The 20582-nt window shown below is 73.0% G+C and carries 20 protein-coding genes and 1 tRNA gene; 7 read left to right on the top strand and 14 right to left on the bottom strand.

Features of this window, described 5'->3' with window-relative positions:
* Positions 1-6 precede the first annotated feature (6 nt).
* Positions 7-663, bottom strand: a complete 657-nt coding sequence (locus tag BLR04_RS00955; protein ID WP_245739932.1) for a sulfotransferase family protein — start codon at positions 661-663, stop codon at positions 7-9.
* 194 nt (positions 664-857) lie between these two features.
* On the opposite strand from BLR04_RS00955, the gene BLR04_RS00950 reads away from it, so the two are divergent.
* Together BLR04_RS00950 and BLR04_RS00945 are read left to right on the top strand one after the other, a co-directional pair.
* The gene (locus BLR04_RS00950; RefSeq protein ID WP_090758553.1) at positions 858-1796 is read left to right on the top strand and encodes a sulfite exporter TauE/SafE family protein; all 939 of its coding nucleotides are present in this window, start codon (positions 858-860) and stop codon (positions 1794-1796) included.
* Between the two features lie 89 nt (positions 1797-1885).
* Positions 1886-2266, top strand: coding sequence for an RrF2 family transcriptional regulator (locus tag BLR04_RS00945; RefSeq protein ID WP_090758551.1), 381 nt, complete (start codon positions 1886-1888; stop codon positions 2264-2266).
* 8 nt (positions 2267-2274) lie between these two features.
* On the opposite strand, the gene BLR04_RS00940 is transcribed toward BLR04_RS00945, so the two are convergent.
* Positions 2275-2751 carry a hypothetical protein gene (locus BLR04_RS00940; protein ID WP_090758549.1) on the bottom strand — a complete coding sequence of 159 codons (477 nt, stop codon included), beginning with the start codon at positions 2749-2751 and terminating at the stop codon, positions 2275-2277.
* A gap of 118 nt (positions 2752-2869) precedes the next feature.
* On the opposite strand from BLR04_RS00940, the gene BLR04_RS00935 reads away from it, so the two are divergent.
* Positions 2870-3754, top strand: coding sequence for an NAD-dependent epimerase/dehydratase family protein (locus BLR04_RS00935; protein WP_090758547.1), 885 nt, complete (start codon positions 2870-2872; stop codon positions 3752-3754).
* Here BLR04_RS00935 and BLR04_RS00930 read toward each other — a convergent pair.
* A complete protein-coding gene (locus tag BLR04_RS00930; protein WP_090758545.1) occupies positions 3736-4401 on the bottom strand; it encodes a phosphatase PAP2 family protein in 666 nt (221 codons plus the stop codon). The two genes, BLR04_RS00935 and BLR04_RS00930, sit on opposite strands and share 19 nt — an antisense overlap.
* Positions 4388-5083: a phosphatase PAP2 family protein gene (locus BLR04_RS00925; protein WP_245739931.1), complete on the bottom strand. Its 696-nt coding sequence runs from the start codon at positions 5081-5083 to the stop codon at positions 4388-4390. Before BLR04_RS00925 ends, BLR04_RS00930 begins: the two co-directional genes overlap by 14 nt.
* 99 nt (positions 5084-5182) lie before the next feature.
* Between BLR04_RS00925 and BLR04_RS00920 the strand changes: the two genes are divergently transcribed.
* Positions 5183-6103 (top strand): diacylglycerol/lipid kinase family protein, encoded by a 921-nt coding sequence (locus BLR04_RS00920; protein ID WP_090758541.1) that lies wholly within the window; start codon positions 5183-5185, stop codon positions 6101-6103.
* Positions 6104-6177: 74 nt separating this feature from the next.
* On the opposite strand, the gene BLR04_RS00915 is transcribed toward BLR04_RS00920, so the two are convergent.
* The gene (locus BLR04_RS00915) at positions 6178-6537 is read right to left on the bottom strand and encodes a hypothetical protein (protein WP_090758539.1); all 360 of its coding nucleotides are present in this window, start codon (positions 6535-6537) and stop codon (positions 6178-6180) included.
* A gap of 66 nt (positions 6538-6603) precedes the next feature.
* Positions 6604-7608: a selenide, water dikinase SelD gene (selD, locus tag BLR04_RS00910; protein ID WP_090758537.1), complete on the bottom strand. Its 1005-nt coding sequence runs from the start codon at positions 7606-7608 to the stop codon at positions 6604-6606.
* A gap of 29 nt (positions 7609-7637) precedes the next feature.
* Between selD and selA the strand changes: the two genes are divergently transcribed.
* From selA to selB, 3 genes are all read left to right on the top strand, one after another.
* On the top strand, positions 7638-8963 hold the full coding sequence (selA, locus tag BLR04_RS00905) for an L-seryl-tRNA(Sec) selenium transferase (protein WP_090758535.1): 1326 nt from the start codon (positions 7638-7640) through the stop codon (positions 8961-8963).
* 10 nt (positions 8964-8973) lie between these two features.
* Positions 8974-9069, top strand: a tRNA-Sec gene (locus BLR04_RS00900).
* A 20-nt stretch (positions 9070-9089) separates the two neighbouring features.
* A complete protein-coding gene (gene selB / locus BLR04_RS00895) occupies positions 9090-10847 on the top strand; it encodes a selenocysteine-specific translation elongation factor (RefSeq protein WP_090758533.1) in 1758 nt (585 codons plus the stop codon).
* On the opposite strand, the gene BLR04_RS00890 is transcribed toward selB, so the two are convergent.
* Genes BLR04_RS00890 through BLR04_RS00855 form a run of 8 tightly spaced genes read right to left on the bottom strand, consistent with a single transcriptional unit; the run spans position 10822 to position 20451 of the window.
* Positions 10822-11976 carry a Glu/Leu/Phe/Val dehydrogenase dimerization domain-containing protein gene (locus BLR04_RS00890; protein ID WP_090758531.1) on the bottom strand — a complete coding sequence of 385 codons (1155 nt, stop codon included), beginning with the start codon at positions 11974-11976 and terminating at the stop codon, positions 10822-10824. The genes selB and BLR04_RS00890 overlap by 26 nt on opposite strands.
* Positions 11973-13571, bottom strand: a complete 1599-nt coding sequence (locus BLR04_RS00885) for a thiamine pyrophosphate-binding protein (protein WP_090758529.1) — start codon at positions 13569-13571, stop codon at positions 11973-11975. The genes BLR04_RS00890 and BLR04_RS00885 overlap by 4 nt, the downstream gene beginning before the upstream one ends.
* Positions 13568-15586, bottom strand: a complete 2019-nt coding sequence (locus tag BLR04_RS00880; protein WP_090758526.1) for an acetate--CoA ligase family protein — start codon at positions 15584-15586, stop codon at positions 13568-13570. The genes BLR04_RS00885 and BLR04_RS00880 overlap by 4 nt, the downstream gene beginning before the upstream one ends.
* Positions 15583-16746: an acyl-CoA dehydrogenase family protein gene (locus BLR04_RS00875; protein WP_245739925.1), complete on the bottom strand. Its 1164-nt coding sequence runs from the start codon at positions 16744-16746 to the stop codon at positions 15583-15585. The genes BLR04_RS00880 and BLR04_RS00875 overlap by 4 nt, the downstream gene beginning before the upstream one ends.
* Positions 16747-16776: 30 nt before the next feature.
* A complete protein-coding gene (locus tag BLR04_RS00870; protein ID WP_090758522.1) occupies positions 16777-17781 on the bottom strand; it encodes an ABC transporter ATP-binding protein in 1005 nt (334 codons plus the stop codon).
* Positions 17778-18563, bottom strand: coding sequence for an ABC transporter permease (locus tag BLR04_RS00865; RefSeq protein ID WP_090758520.1), 786 nt, complete (start codon positions 18561-18563; stop codon positions 17778-17780). Before BLR04_RS00865 ends, BLR04_RS00870 begins: the two co-directional genes overlap by 4 nt.
* Entirely contained in the window at positions 18560-19411 is an 852-nt protein-coding gene (locus tag BLR04_RS40385; protein WP_090758518.1) for an ABC transporter permease, read from the bottom strand. The genes BLR04_RS00865 and BLR04_RS40385 overlap by 4 nt, the downstream gene beginning before the upstream one ends.
* Entirely contained in the window at positions 19408-20451 is a 1044-nt protein-coding gene (locus BLR04_RS00855; RefSeq protein WP_090758516.1) for an ABC transporter substrate-binding protein, read from the bottom strand. The genes BLR04_RS40385 and BLR04_RS00855 overlap by 4 nt, the downstream gene beginning before the upstream one ends.
* Between the last annotated feature and the right edge of the window lie 131 nt (positions 20452-20582).

Genomic DNA, 20582 nt, shown 5'->3' with positions numbered 1-20582 from the left:
CCCGTCTCACGGGCCGGTCCTGCACCGTGCCTTGAGTTCGTTCAGCCGGGGGAACGGCTCCGCGGGGGGCACGGCCACCCCGAGGAAGGCGCAGAGCGGCCCCCACCCCTCCCGCACGTCGAAGACCAGCAGCCGGTCGGGCGGCAGGGCGTCGGCGACGGCCTGCGCGTGCCGCTCGAACGCCGCCGTGGCCTGCTTCCTCGACGGCATCCGGTAGGGGAACCCGCCCACGCAGAAGGTCTCGCCCGCGATGCGCCGCAGCAGCGGCTGGATGCGCGCGAACCGCGTCCGGAAGGCGAGCTCCTCCGGCGAGGGCGCCACGGCGGCCATGGTCGCGACGCGCAGCCGGATCATGGCGCGGAAGCTGTCGTACCAGCTCCTGGGGTCGCGGACGGTGAGGATCACCTTCGCCTCGGGGAACGCCTCGGCCAGCGGACGCCAGAAGAACGAGGCCGGCCAGTCGGCGCACGACCGGTAGCCGGCGAACACCCGCTCCCAGCCCTCCCTGGTGGCCGGCGTGTCGGGCAGCCAGCGATCGACCAGCTCCGGATGGGCGCGCAGTTCCTCCATGTGGAAGCAGGGGCCGAACCCGAGCCGCTCCAGCGCGCCCTTGAGCGACAGGGTGCCGGTGCGGGGCAGCCCGGCCCCGATCACCTCGATCATCCTCGTCCTCGCTCTCGCGTTCGCGCCGGATGAGGGCCCCATGCCGCGACGGGGCCGATGTATGCGCCGTCCGGGATCGGCTTGGCGGAGAGCCGGCGGGAACGTGACCGTGACGCGGGTCCGGGAGGGGGTTGACGAAACGATTCCCGCCATAAATGATTAACCCTACTTATAAAGTAGAGAAAGGGGAGATCGTGCGAGCGCTCATCCTCCTCGGGCTGGTCGGCTTCGCGGCGCAGCTCGTCGACGGCAGCCTGGGCATGGCCTACGGCGTGACCTCCAGCACGTTGCTGCTCGCCATCGGCACGAACGCGGCCGCCGCGTCGGCCACCGTCCACCTGGCCGAGATCGGCACCACGCTCGCCTCGGGCATCTCCCACTGGCGCTTCGGCAATGTCGACTGGAAGGTCGTGGCCAAGATCGGCATCCCGGGAGCGGTCGGCTCCTTCGCGGGCGCCACGTTCCTGTCCAGCCTGTCCACCGAGGTGGCGGCGCCGGTGATGTCGCTGATCCTGCTGGCGCTGGGGGCGTACATCCTGGTCCGCTTCACCGCGTTCGGGCTGCCCCGCGGCAACCTCGGCAAGCCGCTGCGCAAGCGTTTCCTCGGCCCGCTCGGCCTCGTGGCCGGTTTCGTGGACGCCACGGGCGGCGGCGGCTGGGGCCCGGTCGGCACCCCGGCGATCCTGGCCAGCGGGCGCATGGAGCCGCGCAAGGTGATCGGCTCCATCGACACCAGCGAGTTCATCATCGCCATCGCCGCCAGCATCGGCTTCTTCGTCGGCCTCGGCTCGGAGAACATCGACTTCGCCTGGGTCGCGGTGCTCCTCGTCGGCGGCGTGCTCGCCGCGCCGCTCGCCGCCTGGCTCGTCCGTCACATCCCGCCGCGCATCCTCGGCTCGGCCGTGGGCGGTCTGATCATCCTCACCAACGTCCGCACGCTGCTGCGCAGCGACTGGATCGACGCCGCCACCGGGGTCCAGACGGTGGCCTACATCGCCATCGCCATCGTCTGGGTCGGAGCCATCGTCTACTCCGTCCGCGAGTACCGCCGCGACAAGGAGAACGAGTCGGTCGAAGCGGTCGAGAGCGCGCTGCGCACCCGGTCCGGGGAGGAGGAGCAGGCCTCCGCGTGAGGCCGTACGCGCCTGCCCCGGTTCCCGCCCACGCCCGGCCCGGCCCTTCGGGGGACGGGCCGGGCACCGGGGTCACGGTGCCCACGCCCATGAGAATCTCCGCACGTACCCAGTACGCGCTCGGCGCCATGCTCGCCCTGGCGTCCGCCGACGGGCCCATGCGCGCCGAGCAGATCGCCGCCTCCCAGGACATCCCCCGCCGGTTCTGCGACAACATCCTGCTCCAGCTGCGCCGGGCCGGCCTCATCCACAGCCAGCGTGGACCCGACGGCGGCTACTGGCTCGCCCGCCCGGCCACCCGGATCGCCCTCGCCGACGTCATCCGCGTCACCGAGGGCGTGGACCCGGTCGGACGGCCCTTCCCCAAGGCGGCCGCCCCGCTGGAGGGCATCTGGGCCGAACTGCGCGACCACGAGGACCGCCTGCTCAGCGAGACCACCCTCGCCGTCATCCTGGACCGCTCCGGCTGAGCCGGCCCTCACGCGTCGACGTGGTCCTTGAACCGCTCGTGGGCTGACTGCTTGGAGACGCCCATCGCCTGGCCCACCTCGGCCCAGGAGGCGCCGTTCTTCCTGGCCGCCGTGACGGCCTGGTCGAGCAGCGTGCGCTGCCAGCTCTCCACCTGGGCGAGCAGCGCGAGGGCGGCGAGCGGACGTTCGCCCGTGAGATTCACGATCTGCCGGCAGAGCAGGTCGGACTTGACGACCAGCCAGTTCGGCGGCGCCTGCGCGCTGGTGGGCGCCGCGTGCCGGCTCCACCACCGGTACTCCGCCTCCTTGGCGCCCTCCGGCGTCGCCGGGTAGCGGCGCCGGTCGGTCCATCCGCAGGAGCACGTGGCCTGGTAGCCGACGAAGTCCTTGGTGAAGGCGCTGGGGGAGGGGGAGAGCTCGCCGCCGGGGAGCACCGGGGCGACGAAACCCTCATGGTCGGGGATGTCTGCCAGCTTCAACGTCATAATCGTCAGGATATCCTGACGATTATGGTGTGCGGCACAGGAACCCGTCAGCGGCGTCCTCAGGACCCCGCGTTACATTGATCCGGTACGTCCGCACCAGGACCCGCAAGGAGCACTCATGCGCGTGGTTGTGACCGGAGCCCACGGCAAGGTCGGCAGCGCCGCGGTCAAGGCGCTGGCCGAGGCCGGGCACGAGGTGACCGCGGTGGACGTGACCCGTCCCGTGTGGGAACGGTCGGAGCCCGACGCACCGCGCTACCAGCAGGCCGACCTGACCGACGCGGGAGCCGCGTACGCCGTGACCCGCGACGCCGACGCGGTCGTGCACGCCGCCGCCATCCCCGACCCCACGGCCAACCCGCCGCACGTGGTGTTCCAGAACAACCTCATGGCGACGTTCAACATGATCGAGGCCGCGGTACGCCTCGGCGTGTCGCGGTTCGTGAACATCTCCAGCGAGACCGTGCCCGGCTTCTTCTTCCCCGAGCGTCCGTTCGTGCCCGACTACGCGCCGGTCGACGAGGAGCACCCCATCCGGCCGCAGGACCCGTACGCGCTGGCCAAGCACTTCGGCGAGCAGCTCATGGACGCCGCCGTGCGCCGCTCCGACATCCGGTGCATCTCGCTGCGCCCGAGCTGGGTGCAGTGGGAGGGCAACTACGAGCGCAACCTCGGCCCGCAGGTGCGCGACGCCTCCGAGAGCGGGGCGGGGCTGTGGAGCTACATCGACGTCTACGACCTCGCGGACGCGATCGTGCTGGCCACCGAGTCGAACCTGCCCGGCCACGAGGTGTTCTACATCGCCTCGCCGGACAACGCGGGCGGCCACGACTTCGCCGAGGTACTGCGGCGCTACCACGGCGGCCGCATCCAGCTGCGCCCGCTGGCCCGTCCCGACGCCTCCGGCATCTCGTGCGCCAAGGCGCACCGGCTGCTCGGCTGGCAGCCGAAGCGCTCCTGGCGCGACTACCTCGACGAGAACGGTCACGACCTGGAGCGCTGACGGTCCCGGCCGGGGCGTCCGTACAGGATCGCCCAGGCCGCCATCGCGACGCAGCCCGCCCCGAGCAGCAGCCCCCACAGGACGTCGCTGACGAAGTGCATGCCCCGGTAGACGCGCGAGACGCCGACGGCCACCGGGGCCGCCGCGCCGGCCACCCAGATCAGTGCCTGGAGCGCCCGGCTGCGCACGTGCGTGGCCAGCACGAGCGCGAGCCCGCAGTAGAGCGCGACGGCGGCGCTGACGTGCCCGGACGGGAAACTGGAGGTCGGCGGCGCCTCGTCCAGGTGCGGCACCGGCGGCCGCCGTCGTCCCACGGCCTCGGTGGTGGCGAGGAACACCAGCGACTGGCTCCACACCGCCGCGACGAGGAAGAGCGACTCGCGCCACCGCCGCAGGACCATCCTGAGGACGACCGCGGCCAGCGCGGTGAGCGCCACGACGTAAGGGGTGTCCGACAGGCTGCTGCCGAGGTCGGTGAGCTCGTTGCCCAGCGCCGTACGCCCGGCCGCCACCGCCCGGCTCACCGCCGCCTCGCCGCTGAGGTGGGCGAAGACGAGCGTGCCCGCGCCGTACGTGGTCACGGCCATCAGCAACATCGGACCTAAGATCGTCTGCGCGTAGTACTTGATGCGCTCAGCGCCGGACACGAACCACCTCCGCCGATTCGGGAGCCACTCCTTCGGACAACACCGCGGCGGGCCGGCGCCCCGCCTCCCGCCGCCGGCCCTCGTACGTCGCCGTCGTGGCCGCGATCACGGCGACGCCCAGCACGATCCCGCCTGCCACGTCGCTCACCCAGTGCACGCCCAGCGCGATCCGCGTACCGCCGACCGTCAGCACCAGGAAGCACGCGACCGCCCAGGCCACCCGCCGCCCCCAGCGCGGCAGCATCGGCAGGAGCAGCAGGACGATCACCCCCGCGCCCAGCGTCACGTTGACCGTGTGCCCCGAAGGGAACGACGGTCCGGGCGCGAGCGCCACCGGGTCCGGCAGCAGCGGCCTGCCCCGAGCGGTGACCATCTTGAGCGCCCAGCCGAGCAGCCCGCCCACCACCATGGTGGTGACCGCCCAGACGGCCGCCCCTGTCGCGCCCCGGTACGCCAGCCAGGCCGCCACGGCGACGACCGCGACCCGCCAGGGCCACGGGCCGAACACGTCCGTCCACACGATGAGCAGGCGCGTCACTCCAGGATGCGCGAGCGCGAAGGCGTGCAGCTGCGCGGCGACCCGCGCGTCCACAACGTTGACCGGCCTCGTCGCCACGACGTGCAGGAGACAGAAGGGGACGACGAAGAGCGCGACCGCCGAGGCGGCGATCGCCGGCCTCACCCCGAGACGGTCGTTCGCGTTCCGCATTCCTTCGCCGCTGCCCCGGCAGGAGGCGAAGATTCCCGTCTGAGATCGAGTACCACGGGTAGTCCGCGCCGTATGTCCCCCACCACGGCGGTCGTCGCGCACCGCAAGAAGACCCTCGGCGCAGGACTGGACCGGCTGCGCGTCCTCCTCGCCGAGCAGAACGTCGGAAACCTCCTCTGGTACGAGGTGAACAAGAGCAGGAAAGCGCCCAAGAAGGTCCGCAAGGCCCTCGACCAGGGGGCCGAGCTGGTGTTCGTGTGGGGCGGCGACGGCATGGTGCAACGGTGCGCCGACGCGCTCGCGGGCTCCGGCGTGCCGATGGCCATCCTCCCCGCCGGCACCGCGAACCTCTTCGCGGCCAACCTCGGCATCCCCGCCGACCTCGACGAGGCCGTACGGATCGGCTGCCACGGACCGCGGCGCGAGCTCGACCTGGGCCGGCTGAACGGCGAGCACTTCGCCGTGATGGCGGGGGCCGGGTTCGAGGCAGAGATGATCGCCGACGTGGACGGCCGGACCAAGAAGCGCCTCGGCAAGCTCGGCTACGTCATGGCGGCCGTCCGGCACGTCGGGGAACCGCTGGTCCCGATGACGATCAAGGTCGACGGGACGACGTGGTTCGAGGGTGAGGCGAGTTGCCTGCTGCTGGGCAACGTCAGCATGATCGCGGGCGGCGTGGAGGCGTTCGACGGCGCCCGTCCGGACGACGGCCGGCTCGAGGTCGGCGTCTCCACCGCCGAGGGCCCGCTGCAGTGGGCCCGGGTACTCGCCCGGATGACCGCGGGCACCTCCGCCGACTCCCCGTTCGTCCGGGTGACCCGTGCCAGAAAGGTGTCAGCCCGGCTGGGCGCCCCGATGACCTACGAACTCGACGGCGGCGACCGCGCCCCCACCACCCACCTCAAAGCCAAGGCCGTCCCGAAGGCCCTCACCGTCTGCGTCCCCCCACCGGACGGCCACCCGCGACCCACCGTCACGCCCGAGGCACGGTGACCGGACGGCATGGCCGCACCCGCGAAAGCACCCCGCGCGCCCCGCTCGCTCCGCGGCGGAGCCGGCGTCGGCGTTCAGGCGTGTCTGAGTCGCTCGGCGTGTGGCTGCTCCTCGGCGGTCAGGTGGGTGGGGGCGGTGTGCACGAGGCGCCATCGGGTGGTCGTGCCGTCCGGGCCTTCGAGCGTTCCCCGTGCGAGGGCGGCGTCGATGCGTCGCCGTACGTCGTCCTCCGCTTCGGGGGCCGTGGCGAACAGGACGCGTACGTGCAGCCTGTCGCCCCGGCGGTCGGCGGACGTGTGGTGCGGCGCGAGGGGGCAGGGTGGTTCGTGCTCCCAGGATCCGCACAGCGCCAGCGTGACGGCCGCGCCCGGGGCGCGCACATCGCCGGGCTCCTCCATGACGATCGTCGCCTCGTGGGCGAAGACTTCCCGCACCCTCCCGTCATTCCCGTCCCGGAGGGGCGCAGGCTCGTACACCTGGTCGTGGACGGCGGCCGGAGGTCAGCGGATCAGGACGGTGTGGTCCTCGCGGGGGATCAGCTCCCCGATCACCGGAGCTCCCGGGATCTCGCCGGCGATCAGCAGGCCCCCGGAGGTCTGCGCGTCGGCGAGCAGGAGGAGCGTCTCCTCGTCGGTCGTCCCGATGTCGGTGTGCGGGGCCACCCAGTCCAGGTTGCGGCGTGAACCTCCGGGGACGTAGCCGTCTCGCACGGCCTCACGGGCGCCGTCGATGAGCGGGACGGCCGCCGCGTCGACCACCGCGGTGACGCCGGAGGCCCGGGCGAGCTTGTACAGGTGGCCCAGCAGGCCGAAGCCGGTGACGTCGGTGGCGCACCGTACGCCGGCTTCGAGCGCGGCGTGGCCCGCGTCGGCGTTGAGCCGGGTCATGACCTCGATCGCCTGCGGGAACACCTCGGCCGTGGCCTTGTGCCGGTTGTTCAGCACGCCGGAGCCGATGGGCTTGGTCAGCGACAGCGGCAGCCCGGGGCGGCCGGCGTCGTTGCGCATCAGCCGTGCCGGGTCGGCGAGACCGGTGACCGCCATGCCGTACATGGGCTCGGGCCCGTTCACGCTGTGCCCGCCCGCCACGTGGCACCCGGCCTGCCGCGCGACGTCCGCGCCACCCCGCAGCACCTCCCTGGCGATCTCGTACGGCAGGCCCTCCCGGGGCCAGCACAGCACGTTGAGGGCGACGAGCGGCCGCCCTCCCATGGCGTAGACGTCCGAGAGCGCGTTGGCGGCGGCGATCCTGCCCCAGTCGTAGGCGTCGTCGACGACCGGCGTGAAGAAGTCGGCGGTGCTCACGATCGCGGTGTCGCCCTGGACCAGGACGACCGCCGCGTCGTCACCCGTCTCCGTGCCGATCAGCAGCTCGCCCAGCGGATCGTCGGGCGGCACCGCGCCGAAGCCCGCGAGCACGCTCTCCAGCTCGCCGGCCGGGATCTTGCAGGCGCAGCCGCCGCCCTGCGCGTAGTGCGTCAATCGCTGCATGATCGTAATGTACATATCCGTTGATCATGGTGTAAGTCCGGATCATGACGGATCCGCGCCGCCTCATCCCTCGTACCGACGCCGTACTCGCAGACCAGAGGTTCGCGCAGGCGCTGCTGCGGCTCGGGCATGCCAGGGTCAAGGCCGTCATCACCGAGGCGCAGCGCCTGGCCAGGCAGGGAACGATCGCCCCCGGCGAGGTCGCGGAGACGGCACTGGCGTCACTGCCCGCAGGCGGTCCGCGCCGGGTCGTCAACGCCACCGGGGTCATCCTGCACACCAATCTGGGCCGCGCACGCCTGCCGGAGGCTGCGGTGGAGGCGGTGCGCGTCGCCGCGGGCACCACCGACATCGAACTCGACCTCGCGAACGGCCGCCGGGGCCGCCGGGGGCGCGGCGCGCTGGCGGCACTGGCCGCGGCGGTGCCGGCCGCGCAGGCCGTCCACGTCGTCAACAACAACGCCGCCGCGCTCGCCCTGGCCGCGACCGCGCTCGCCGCGGGCAGGGAAATCGTCATCAGCCGGGGCGAACTCGTCGAGATCGGTGACGGCTTCCGTCTTCCTGACCTGCTCGTGTCCACGGGAGCACGGCTGCGCGAGGTCGGCACGACCAACCGGACGACAGTGGACGACTACGCCAGGGCGATCGGCCAGGACACCGGGTTCGTGCTGAAGGTCCATCCCTCCAACTACCGGATCGAGGGGTTCGCCGGGACTCCCGGCATCGCGGACCTGGCCGGGCTCTGCGCCCGCACCCATGTCCCCCTGGTGGCCGACGCGGGCTCCGGCCTGCTCCGGCCCGAGCCGCTGCTGCCGGACGAGCCCGACGCGGCGACCTGGCTCGCACGCGGCGCGGACCTGGTGACCGCGAGCGGCGACAAGCTGCTTGGCGGGCCCCAGTGCGGCCTGCTGTTCGGCCGCGCCGACCTGGTGGAGCGGCTGCGCAGGCATCCGCTGGCCCGGGCGCTGCGGGTCGACAAGCTCACGCTCGCCGCGCTGGAGGCGACGCTGGGCGCCCCTTCCACACCGACGTCCGCCGCCCTCCACGCCGACCCCGTCCGGCTGCGCCGCCGTGCCGAGGCGCTCGCCGCACGGCTCGCGGAGGCGGGGCTGCGAGCGGAGGCCGTCGCGAGCGCCGCCACGGTCGGCGGTGGGAGCGCCCCCGGGGTGATGCTGCCCAGCGCGGCCGTCGCGCTCGACGCCGAGCTCGCGGGGCCGCTGCGGCTGGCGGAGCCGCCCGTGCTCGCCCGGGTGGAGCAGGGCCGCTGTTTCCTCGACCTGCGAGCCGTGGCCGCCGAGGACGACGAGGACCTGTTCAACGCCGTGGTCATCACTGGAAAAGATCTTCAACAGCGGACCGGACGCGGCTAAGATCGCGAACGGAGGCGTCCGGGTGCCTGGTGGCCCTCTCGGTCTTCAAAACCGATGGCGTCGAGCAGCTCGGCGCGGCGGGTTCGATTCCCGTCCGCCTCCGCCAGATCTCATCCGAGGGGTCCCATGTGGGTGATCGCCACCGCCGGGCACGTCGATCACGGCAAGTCGACCCTGGTACGAGCGCTCACCGGAATGGAACCCGACCGCTGGGCCGAGGAACGACGCCGGGGCATGACCATCGACCTCGGCTTCGCCTGGACCGCGCTCGAGTCGGGCCGGCAGGTGGCGTTCGTCGACGTCCCCGGCCACGAGCGGTTCGTCACCAACATGCTCGCCGGTGCCGGCCCGTGCCCCGCGGTCATGTTCGTCGTCGCGGCGGACGAGGGGTGGCGGGCCCAGTCCGCCGAGCACCTGGCCGCCCTGCACGCCCTGGGCGTACGGCACGGCCTGCTGGTGGTCACCCACGCCGACCTCGCCGACCCGGGACCCGCCCAGGAGGAGGCCCGCCTCCACCTGGAAGGGACGACCCTGTCGGAGATCGACGCGGTCGCCGTCAGCGGCCTGACGGGGCAGGGCCTGCCCGAGCTGTCCGCCGCGCTCGACCGGCTCGCGGCCGAGCTCCCCGAACCGCGCAGGGACGGCCCGGTGCGGTTGTGGATCGATCGGGTGTTCACCATCACCGGGGCAGGAACCGTCGTCACCGGCACGCTCACGCACGGCACGGTGCGGGTGGGCGACGAACTGCTCGCCGGGCCGGACCGGGTGCAGGTCCGTGGCCTTCAGACACTCAACCGGCGGAGGGAGGCGGTGCCGGCGACGGCTCGCGTCGCCATCAACGTCAGGGGCGCCGATCGCGACACGTTGTCCCGTGGCACCGCGCTGCTGACCCCGGACGCATGGCTCACCACCGAGTCGGCGGACGTACGACTGGAGGCCGGCGGAGACCTCAGCGGGGACCTGCGCGGGGACCTCCTCTTCCATCTCGGTTCCGCCGCCGTCCCGGCTCGGCTGCGCCCTTTGGGCGTGGACACGGCTCGCCTCACCCTCGCCCGGCCCATGCCGCTCAGGGCCGGTGACCGTGGGCTGCTTCGCGATCCCGGCCGCCGGATGATCGTGGCGGGCGTGCGCGTCCTCGACGTGCGGCCCGCGCCCCTGCGGCGCCGGGGAGCCGCGGCGGCCCGCGGGGCCGCCCTCGCGGGGGTGACCGTGCCCACCGCGGCCGACCTGCTGCGCTGGCACGGACTGCTGAGCCGGGCCGAGCTGACCGCGATGGGGGCCGAGCCCGCTGGACGGCCGGTGGCGGGAGACTGGTTCGCCGACCCAGGCCACTGGTCCGAGCTCCGCCGCAACCTGGCGGAGCAGGTGGCGCACCGCGACCAGGGCATCACCGTGGACGCCGCCGCCCGGCTGCTCGGCCTGCCCGACCGGCGGCTGGCACGGGCGCTCGTCGCCGAGCCGCTGACCATCAGAGCAGGGGTGATCCTCAGCGGCGACCACGCGTCCATGCCGCCCCAGGTCGAGAAGGCGGTCGCCCGGCTGCGCGCCGAACTCGCGGGTCGCCCCTTCGACGCCCCCACCGCCGAACGCCTGGCCGAACTCCAGCTGACCGGCGCTCGCCTCGCGGCGGCCGTGCGGGCGGCGGCGTTGCTGCCCGTCGCGAGGAACGTCGTCCTCCTGCCGGAGGCGCCGGAGCTGGCGGTGGACGTGCTGAGCGAGCTGCCCGCGCCCTTCACGGTGAGTCAGGCGCGGACGGCCCTCGGGACGAGCCGCCGCGTCGCCCTACCGCTGCTCGAGTACCTCGACGCCCAGGGCCGCACCCGGCGGGTCGACAACGCGTCACGGATCTGCGTGTCGCCTAGTGCGGATGACGGGACGCGATGAGGGCCGCGTTGCGTTCGGCAAGGGCCAGTGCGGACTTGCGGAGTGACAGGCCGGCGGAGTCGCCGGTGATCGCGCCGGCCAGCCGCCGCATCGTCGAGGAGATCTTGGCGAACGCCGCCTCCGCCGTGGGCTCGATGTCGCCGAACACCACCCACCACCACCAGGCGTTCGTCATGACGTTGGCCAGGAAGTCCGGCACGACCGGGATGCCCCGGCCGATCAGCAGCGTCTCGGCCTCCGGCAGGGTCGGCAGGTTGGCGCCCTCCACCACGATCCTCGCGCGCACCCTGGCCGCCTCAGAAGTGCCGATCACGTACGACATCGCCGCGGGAACCAGCAGGTCGGCCGGGACGTCCAGCCACTGCGCGCCCGGCCCGGTCCTGTCGCCCGGCCGCAGGCACGAGCGGTCGACGACGCCGCGCCCGTCCCGCGCGCGCAGCATCGCCTCCACGTCGAGGCCGTCCTCGCACGCCATGAGCCCGTCACGGTCGGCGACCGCCACCACCAGGACGCCCGCCCGGCGCAGGTACCGGGCCGTGGCCCCGCCGATCGAGCCGAAGCCCTGCACGACCGCGGACGCCGGCTCGATCCCGTGCCAGCGGGCGACCGCGAGTGCCGCCTCCGCCACGCCGTACCCGCCGACCAGGTCGGCCAGCGGCACGCCGTCGACCACCGTCGCCATCGCGGCGCGCAGCCGTTCGCGCGCCGCCGCCTGGTCGTCGAGCAGCGCGAACGCCGCCTCGACGGTGGAGGACAGGCCCAGGTCGGCGGTCACCTCGTCGAGCAGTTCCTGCTTGATGCCGAAGTCCTCGCCGGTGTTCCACTGCTCGCGCACCACGGGTAGGACCGCGGTGAGGAAGCGGCGCAGCACCGCGGGGGAGTCGGGGTTGTTCGGGTCGATGTCGATCCCGCCCTTGGCCCCGCCGAGCGGCACGTAGCGGTCGCCGGGCACGTAGACCAGCGCCTCCTTGAGCGACATGCCGCGGGCCAGACCGCGTACCTCCTCCAGCGAGCAGCCCTCGCGCAGCCTCAGCCCGCCGCTCGCGACACCGCGCACCAGGCTGTCGATGACGACGTAGCCGTGGCGGGCGGTGACCGGGTCGGTCCAGGTGATCTCCAGTAGGCTCACGTGCTGCCTTTCTCACGTACGTGGATGACGGTGGGGCGCTCGCTCGTCAGCGCCCCGGCCAGGGCCGCGCGCAGCGTCTCGCGGTCGTCGGCGCGTACGCCGTCGGCGCCGAGCGACCGGGCCAGGAGCGGGAAGTCAGGCGACGGCAGCTCGACCGCGTGCACCGGGTCGTGGCGCGCCGCCATCTCGGCGCGGATCTCGCCGTAGCCGCCGTTGTCGACCACCACGACGGGGAGCGGGAGGCCGAGCTGCACGGCCGTGGCCAGCTCCGCCACGGTGAACATCACGCCGCCGTCGCCGAGCAGCGCCGCCACCGGCACGCCGGGACGGCCGAGCGCCGCCCCGATCGCGGCGGGCAGGCCGTAGCCCAGGGTGCCGTACCCGGTCGGGTAGAGGAACCGGCGCGGCGCGTACGCCGGGAGGTTGGCCAGCGCGCCGTAGTAGCACGCCATGGTGCTGTCGCCGGCGAGCACGCCGTCCTGGCCGAGCGTCTCGGCCAGGGCCTCCACGACCCACAGCCACGGCTCACCCTCACGGGCGGCCTGCGCGTCCTTGCGCCCGCGCCACCGGGCCGCCCGCTCGTCCGGCGAGCGGCCGGTCGGCCCCGCGTCGCCGAGCCGGGCGAGCAGCTCGCGCAGCGTCAGCGCCGCGTCCCCGGTGAGGGCGACGTCCGGCAGGGCATTGGTGATGATCTGTACGGGATCGACGTCGATCCGCACCACCTTGCCGTCCACGGGCAGCGGGCCGTACCAGAGGTCGGAGGGCGCCAGCTCGCAGCCCACGACCAGCACGGCGTCCGACTCATCGGCCAGCTCGCGCACCGCCTCCAGATGCAGGCCGGCGCCGAGCGCGAGCGGGTGGTCGTCGGGCAGCGCGCCCTTGCCGTTGGCCGAGGTGACCACCGGCGCGCCCAGCCGCTCCGCCACGGCCCGCAGCTCGTCGCCCGCGTCGCGCGCCCCGCCGCCCGCGATGACCATCGGGCGGCGGGCGGCCCGCAGCCGCGCCGCCGCGGCGTCGAGCTCCGACGGGGCGGGACGGAGGTCCGGGCGGGCGAGCGGCGCCGCCACGGCCGCCCGCCCCCGCTCCTCCAGCACGTCGTACGGGATCTCCAGGTGCACCGGCCGTGGCCGTCCTGAGGTCATCGTCGCGAACGCCTGCGCGACGGCCACCGGGATCTCGGCGACGCTGGTCACCCGGTGGCTGTAGGCGGCCACCGCGTCCATCGCGCGGCTCTGGTCCCTGGTCTCGTGCAGCAGCCCGTTCCCCCTGCCGGGGTGACGCAGCGGCACGCCGGGGGAGACGAGCAGCACCGGCACCGAGTCCGAGTACGCCTGCCCGACCGCGGCCGCCGCGTTGAGCGTGGCCGGTCCCGAGGTCACCACGGCGACCCCCGGCCGCCCTGTCACGCGCGCGTAGCCGTCGGCGGCGTAGCCCGCCCCCTGCTCGTGCCGGGTGCCGACGTGCCGCACGCCGTGCGCCGCGAGCGCCGCGTAGATCTCCAGGTTGTGCGTGCCCGGGATGCCGAACACGGTGTCCACCCCGTGCGCGGCCAGCGCCCTGACCAGGACGTGCCCGCCGCTGAGCGCGTCCGTCATCGCGGCACCACCAGAGCGTCCACGCCCACCACCCCGTCCGGTCCCGCCAGCAGCGGGTTGACCTCGCACTCCGCCATGTCGGGCCGTCCGGCGATCAGCTCGGAGACCGCCGCGACCACCTCGGCGACCGCCCGGACATCCGTCGCGGGCGCGCCCCGCCAGCCGGTCAGCAGTGGGTACGCCGCCAGCCTGCGCAGCATCTCCCCGGCCACCTCCACGGTGACCGGCGCGAGCTCCACGGCGACGTCGCGGTAGAGCTCGCTCGCCGTGCCGCCCGCCCCGACCAGGACCAGCGGCCCGAACGACGGGTCACGACGGCCGCCCACGATCAGTTCGACCGTGCCCGGCCTGGTGTCCATCTCCTCGAGCACGTACGCGCCCGCGCCGAGCCGTCCGATGAGGTCGGCCAGGGCCGTGGCAGCCGCCTCGGGGCCGTCCAGCCCGGTCACGACGCCGCCGGACTCCGTCTTGTGCGCCAGCCACGCGGCCTTGAGCACGTACGGCGGCCGCAGCCGCCCGGCAGCGGCCCGCACGTCATCGAGCCCGCTCACCGCGGCGGCCGCCGGATAGCGCACGCCGCACCCGGCGAGCACGGCCCGCGCGGCGAGATAGTCGAGCGCCGCACGCTCCTCTCCCGGAGCCGCCGGTACGTGGTCCGTGGCGCGCGGCCGCGTGACCGCCAGCTCGGTGGCCAGGCCCAGCGACCAGCCCACCTGGTCGATCGTCGCGTATGTGGGAATGCCGTGCTCCCGCAGCGCCCGCACGGCCACCGAGTCGCGGCTCATGCTGTGCACGATCACCGGCCGCCCGTGCCGGGCCGCCACGGCGCCCACCGCGTCGACCACGGCGAGCTCGGCGGGCTCCAGCGACGGCGCGTCGGCCCCGTACGAGCCGAAATAGCCGGTCAGCACCACCCCGTCCACCTCCCCGCTCTCCAGCAGCAGGTCCACCAGCGTCGAGTAGGTGCTGAGGTCCCGCTCGCCCGCGCCCGCGAGGTCGATGGGGTTGCGGACGCCGGCGCCGGGCGGGAGCAGTGCCGCCACCCTGGACGCCACCGCCCCGAGCTCCGGCAGCTCCAGGCCGTTCCTGCTCAGCACGTCGGCGGCCACCGCGCCCTGCCCGCCGCTGTCCCCGACCACCGCGATCCGCCGCCCGACCGGGGCGGGCGCGTCCAGCAGCAGCTGGGCGACGTCCACCGCCTGCGCCGGGGTCTCGACCAGGACCGCGCCGGCCGCCCGGCAGGCCGCCCGCACCACCTCGGTGCCCGCGGTCAGTGCCCCGGTGTGGGAGCGTGCCGCCGCCTGCCCCGCCGCGCTCGCGCCCACGGTCAGCACGATCACCGGCTTGCCGCGCTCGCGCAGCCCGGCGAGGGTGTCCACCAGTGCCCTGCCGTCCTGGAAGCTCTCCAGGTAGAGCACCACCACCTCGGTGCGGTCGTGCCCGGCCAGGTCGGCGAGCACGTCGGCGGCGGTGACGTCGGCCTGGTTGCCCACCGAGACGAACCGCGACACGCCCACCTCCGCCTCGCCCGCCAGCCCGGCCAGCTCGAGGCCGAGCTGACCCGACTGCGAGACGATGCCGAGCGCGCCCGGGGTGAAGTTCCCCCAGGCCAGCTCCAGCGCGGTCATGGAGTCGTAGACGCCGAGACAGTTGGGACCGATCAGCCGGGCGCCCGCCGCGCGGATCCGCCCGGCCAGTGCCGTCTCCCGTGCCGGGTCGAGGCCGGCGGTGATACAGACGAAGGCGCGTACGCCGAGGTCGAGCGCCTCTTCGACCACCTCGGGCACGGTCGCGGCGGGCACGCAGAGCACCGCCAGCTCGGGCGGCTCAGGCAGGTCCCGCAGGCGGGGTACGGTGGCGATGCCGTCGATGACCGCACCTGACCGGTTCACCAGGTGCACCTTGCGCCGGTGCGCGCCCCGCAGAGCGCCCCTGGCCAGCCAGTATCCCCACTTCGCCGGGTCGGCCGACGCGCCCACCACGGCCACGGACGCCGGATCGGAGAACGCCTTCACATCGCCCCGGACTTCGCCAGGGACCGGGAGATGATCAGGCGCTGGATGTCGGACGTGCCCTCTTCGATCTCCTCCAGCTTGGCGTCGCGCATCCACTTCTCCAGCAGGAACTCGCGCGAGTACCCCCAGCCGCCGTGCGTCTGCAGCGCGGCCCACGTGCACCACATGGCGTTCTCGGAGGCGACCAGCTTCGCGATCGCCGCCTCCTGCGTGGCGGGCTCGCCGGCGTCGAACACCCGGGCCGCGCGCATGGCCAGCAGGTGCGCGGCGTCGGTCCTGGCCGCCATGTCCGCCAGCCGGAAGGCCACGGCCTGGTGCTCGATGATCGGCTTGCCGAACTGCTCGCGCTCCCTGGCGTACCGCAGCGCCGTGTCCAGCGCGGCGCGGCACAGCCCGGCGCAGGCGGCCGCGATGAGGATCCGGGAGGCGTCGAAGGTACGCATCAGCCCGTAGAAGCCCTGCCCCTCCTCGCCCAGCCGGTTCTCCGCCGGCACCCGTACGTCGTCGAGGAAGACCTCCGCGCTGACGATCGCCCGCTGCCCCATCTTCGGCAGGGCGCGCCCGACCCGCAGTCCGGGCATGTCGCGCTCGACCACGAACGCGGTGACGCCGCGCGAGCGCAGCGCCGGGTCGACCGTGGCGAAGACGACGATGTAGCGCGCGTAGGGAGCGTTGGAGATCCACGTCTTCTGGCCGCTGAGCACGTAGCCGGAGCCGTCGCGCACCGCCCGGGTCCGTAGGGCCGCCGCGTCAGAGCCGACGGCCGGCTCGGTCACCGCGAGCGCCGTCATGGGCGGATCGTCGCCGGTCAGCGGGGTGAGCCAGCGACGCCGCTGCTCCGGCGAGCCGAGCGCCTCGACCGGGCCGGCGAAGAACCCGTTGGAGGTGAGCAGGTTGCCGATGCCGATGTCGCCGTAGCAGAGCTCCTCGGTCACCAGCGCCTGGGTCACCAGGTCGCCGACGCCGCCCCCGCCGTACTCCTCCGGCAGCATGAACGACGTCAGCCCCAGCTTGGCCGCCTTGGCCCACAGGTCCAGCGGCGACTCGTGGTCGGCATCGTCGACCTCACGGGCGCGCGGCCGTATCTCGCGCAGCGCGAAGTCGCGCGCGAGGGCGACGAACTCGCGCTGCTCGGACGTCTGATCGAGGCCGTCTTTCATGGAACGCACCATGCATCCTCTCCGGAACGCTCAGGCGGGAACGGTGACGCAGTCCTGCTGGCGCCAGTGCACGACCACCTCGTCGTCGGGCCGTGGCACCGGGTCGAGCCGGGTCCCGGTGCGGGCGATCAGCCGGCCGCCCGAGCGCAGCTCCACCTCCACGCGCAGGCCGCTGCCGAGGTAGATGACCTCGGTGACCTTGCCGTCGTGGGCGTGGTCGCCGGCGGGCAGGTCGGCGCCCGGCCGGCTGAGGCGCACGTCCTGCGGACGCACCAGAAGGGCTTCCGAGTCGTTGGCGGCGGGCAGCAGGTTCGACTCGCCGAGGAACTCGGCGACGTACCGGGAGGCGGGCCGGTCGTAGAGGTCGGCCGGCGTGCCGACCTGCACCACGCGCCCGTCGCGCAGCAGCGCGATCCGGTCGGACATGGTCAGCGCCTCGTCCTGGTCGTGCGTGACGAAGACGAACGTGATGCCCAGCTCGGTGTGCAGCCGCTTGATCTCCAGCTGCAGCTGCTCGCGCAGCCGCTTGTCCAGCGCGCCGAGCGGCTCGTCCATCAGCAGGACGCGCGGACGGAACACGATCGCCCGCGCCAGCGCCACCCGCTGCTGCTGCCCGCCGGACAGCTGGGCGGGCCGCCGGTCGCGCAGGCCGCCCAGCTCCACCACGTCGAGCGCCTCGTCCACCCGCCGCGTCAGCTCCGCGCCCCGCACGCGCCTGCGGCGCAGCGGGAACGCCACGTTCTCGGCCACGCTCATGTGCGGGAACAGCGCGTAGTGCTGGAAGACCATGCCGAGATCCCGCTTGTACGGCGGGTCGTGCGTGATGTCGCGGCCGTCCACCGTGACCGAGCCGGACGTCGGCCGGGTGAACCCGGCGACCACGTTCAGCAGCGTCGACTTGCCAGAGCCGCTGCTGCCCAGCAGCGTCATGAACTCGCCCGGCTCCACGTGCAGCGTCACGTCGTCGAGCGCCACGGCCTGGCCGTAGGTCTTGCCCACGCCGAGCACGTCCACCGAGCCGCCGGTCTCGTTCATGCTTTCCTCCTGCGGACCAGCCGGGCCACCCCGGCGCCGGCGAACAGCGACAGCGTGACGAGGAGCAGCATGCTCGACACCGCCGCCACCGTCGGATCGATCTGCACCCGTACCCCCGACCACATCTGCACCGGCAGGGTCGTGAGATCGGGACCGGACAGGAACACGCTGGTGACGACCTCGTCGAAGGACGTGACGAACGCGAACACCGCGCCGCCCGCCAGGCTCGGCGCGATCAGCGGCAACGTCACCGTGGCGAACGTGGTCACCGGCCCCGCCCCCAGGCCCATCGCCGCGTGCTCCAGCCGCCGGTCGAACGACATCAGCGCCGACGACACGGTGATCACGACGTACGGCACCGCCAGCGCGGTGTGCACGAGCACGAATCCCAGCGCCGTCTCGGTGAGACCCAGCTGGAGGAACACGGCGTAGACCGCCAGCCCGACGATCACGTACGGAACCAGCACGGGCGCCATGACCAGCCCCGACACCAGCGCTCTGAGCGGATAGCGGCCCCTGACCATGCCGAGCGCGGCCGCCGTGCCCAGCACGAGCGACAGCAGCGTCACCTGAACGGCGATCTGCAGGCTGGCGATCGTGCTGTCGAGCCAGGTGAGGTCGGTGAAGAAGTTCTCGTACCAGCGGAGGGACCACTCCTGCGGCGGGAACTCCAGGAATGCGCTGTCCGAGAACGACATGGGGACCACGACGAAGACCGGCAGCACCAGGTAGAGCGCGGTCAGCGCGGCGAGCGCCCACAGGGCGACCCTGGCCGGTCTCATCGGCCGCCTCCGATCATCCGCCGCAGGTCGACCACCCGCGCGGCCAGCAGCAACAGCACCCCGGTCACCACGAGCAGGATGACCGCCAGCGCGGAGGCGAAGCCCCAGCGCAGCACCCCGGACAGCTGCTGCACGATCAGCTCGCCGATCATGACGTTCTGGGGCCCGCCGAGCAGCGCGGGCGTGACGTAGAAGCCGAGCGAGGAGACGAACACCAGCAGCGTCGCGGCGGCCACGCCGGGCAGGGTCAGCGGCGCGTAGACCCGCCAGAACGCGAACGCCGGCCGGGCGCCCAGCCCTTCGGCCGCCTGCAGCAGCCTGCGGTCGACGCCGCGCATGGTCGCGTAGATCGGCAGGACCGCGAACGGCAGCATCACCTGGACCATCCCGATCAACACGCCGGCCAGGTTGCGCAGCAGCGGCACGGGCTGCCCGCCGAGCGCGCCGATGACCTCGTTGACCACGCCGGTGTCCCGCAGGATCAGCACCCAGGCGAACGTCCGCACCAGCAGGCTGGTCCAGAAGGGCACCAGCACCGCGGCCATCAGCACGCCCCGCCAGAACGGCGTGGCCAGCGTCATGAGGTAGGCGTAGGGGAAGCCGAGCACCAGCGTCACCAGCGTGACCAGCCCCGCGACGACGAACGTGTTGACCAGGACGTCCAGGTACACCGGCGAGTCGAAGAAGGCCGCGTAGTTGCCGAGGCCAGGCTCCGGGTCGCTGAGGCTGCGCGCCAGCACGGAGATCAGCGGGTGGACGAAGACCACGAGCAGAAAAGCCACCAGCGGCAGCACCAGGAAGCCCCACCCGTCGGGCAGGCGCCGCCCGGTGACCGCTTCGCCCGTCACTGGGCCATCCACTCGTTCAGGCGCTCGGTGACCTCGTCGTAGTGCTCGGCCCAGTAGGTGTAGTCGACGATCGCCGCGCGCTGGTCCTCGTGCTCGGTGGGCAGCTCGCGGCGCACGTCGGGCTGGACGTACTGCAGGGCCTCGGGGGTGACCGGCGCGTACGCGCTCTGGTTGGCGTAGTCGGCCTGGCCCTTGGCGTCGGCGAGGAAGTTGTTCAGCCACTCCTGCGCGAGGGCGGTGTCGCGGTATCCGGCCGGGATGACGACCTGGTCGTAGGACAGCAGGTGCTGGTTCCATTCGTTGGCCACCGGCTGGCCGTCCTCGGCGGCGGCGAAGATACGGCCGTTCCACGCCTGGATCAGCGGCACCTCGCCGCTGGAGACGAGTTGCTGCTGCTGCTCGCCCGTCTCGTAGAAGACGATGTCCTTCTTGATGGTGTCGAGCTTCTTGAAGGCCCGGTCGATGTCGAGCGGGTAGAGCTGGTCGGCGGGCACTCCGTCGGCCAGCAGGGCCGCCTCGAACATCGCGCCCGTGGCGTACTTCCAGAAGCCGCGCTTGCCGGGGAACTTCGCGGTGTCGAAGAACTCGGCCCACGTCTTCGGATGGTTCTCGGCGGAGTACGCCTTGGTGTTGTAGGCGATGGTGAAGGCGTACTCGAGCAGCGGCGCGGCGCACTCGCTGACGAGTTCCTTCTTGACCTTGGACATGTCGACCTTGGCCGGGTCGAGCTTGACCGCCCAGCCGTTCTCGCAGGCCGTGACCGCGAAGTTCGGCTCGACCTCGACGACGCCCCAGCTCACCTTCTTCGACTCCACCTGGGCACGGAACTTGGCGTAGTCGGTGGGGGAGTCCTGCTTGACCGTCACGCCGTTGGCCTTCGCCCACGGCTCGACGTAGGCCGCGACCGCCTTCTTCTGGTCGTCGCCGCCCCACATGACGACGGTGAGCTGCTTCCCGTCACCGCTCGCGGCGTGGCCGCCGCCGCAGGCGGTGAGCACGAGCAACCCGGTCACCGCGAGTGCGATCCCTCTGCGTGACATGCCGCCTCCATATTTGACTGGCGCGCCAGTTATTTATCGAAGCACTGTGTCCCACATCACCCCGATATGTCAACGCTCTCTTCCGCTCGGGAAACCTTCGCTCACTCCTGCTGGAGCTGCGCCGACGAGCC

Source organism: Nonomuraea maritima (assembly GCF_900100395.1).
Lineage (GTDB): Bacteria > Actinomycetota > Actinomycetes > Streptosporangiales > Streptosporangiaceae > Nonomuraea > Nonomuraea maritima.
Note: the sequence above shows the minus strand (reverse complement) of the source record. Positions and strands in the feature narration are given on the sequence as shown.

Excerpts from the sequence above, each read along its gene's own strand:
- BLR04_RS00875 (WP_245739925.1), bottom strand. The coding sequence starts at position 16,746 with ATGAAAGACGGCCTCGATCAGACGTCCGAGCAGCGCGAGTTCGTCGCC.
- BLR04_RS00885 (WP_090758529.1), bottom strand. The coding sequence starts at position 13,571 with ATGACGGACGCGCTCAGCGGCGGGCACGTCCTGGTCAGGGCGCTGGCC.
- BLR04_RS00855 (WP_090758516.1), bottom strand. The coding sequence starts at position 20,451 with ATGTCACGCAGAGGGATCGCACTCGCGGTGACCGGGTTGCTCGTGCTC.
- BLR04_RS00955 (WP_245739932.1), bottom strand. The coding sequence starts at position 663 with ATGATCGAGGTGATCGGGGCCGGGCTGCCCCGCACCGGCACCCTGTCG.
- BLR04_RS00940 (WP_090758549.1), bottom strand. The coding sequence starts at position 2,751 with ATGACGTTGAAGCTGGCAGACATCCCCGACCATGAGGGTTTCGTCGCC.
- BLR04_RS00920 (WP_090758541.1), top strand. The coding sequence starts at position 5,183 with ATGTCCCCCACCACGGCGGTCGTCGCGCACCGCAAGAAGACCCTCGGC.
- selD (WP_090758537.1), bottom strand. The coding sequence starts at position 7,608 with ATGTACATTACGATCATGCAGCGATTGACGCACTACGCGCAGGGCGGC.
- BLR04_RS00865 (WP_090758520.1), bottom strand. The coding sequence starts at position 18,563 with ATGAGACCGGCCAGGGTCGCCCTGTGGGCGCTCGCCGCGCTGACCGCG.
- BLR04_RS00870 (WP_090758522.1), bottom strand. The coding sequence starts at position 17,781 with ATGAACGAGACCGGCGGCTCGGTGGACGTGCTCGGCGTGGGCAAGACC.
- BLR04_RS00945 (WP_090758551.1), top strand. The coding sequence starts at position 1,886 with ATGAGAATCTCCGCACGTACCCAGTACGCGCTCGGCGCCATGCTCGCC.
- selB (WP_090758533.1), top strand. The coding sequence starts at position 9,090 with ATGTGGGTGATCGCCACCGCCGGGCACGTCGATCACGGCAAGTCGACC.
- BLR04_RS00935 (WP_090758547.1), top strand. The coding sequence starts at position 2,870 with ATGCGCGTGGTTGTGACCGGAGCCCACGGCAAGGTCGGCAGCGCCGCG.
- selA (WP_090758535.1), top strand. The coding sequence starts at position 7,638 with ATGACGGATCCGCGCCGCCTCATCCCTCGTACCGACGCCGTACTCGCA.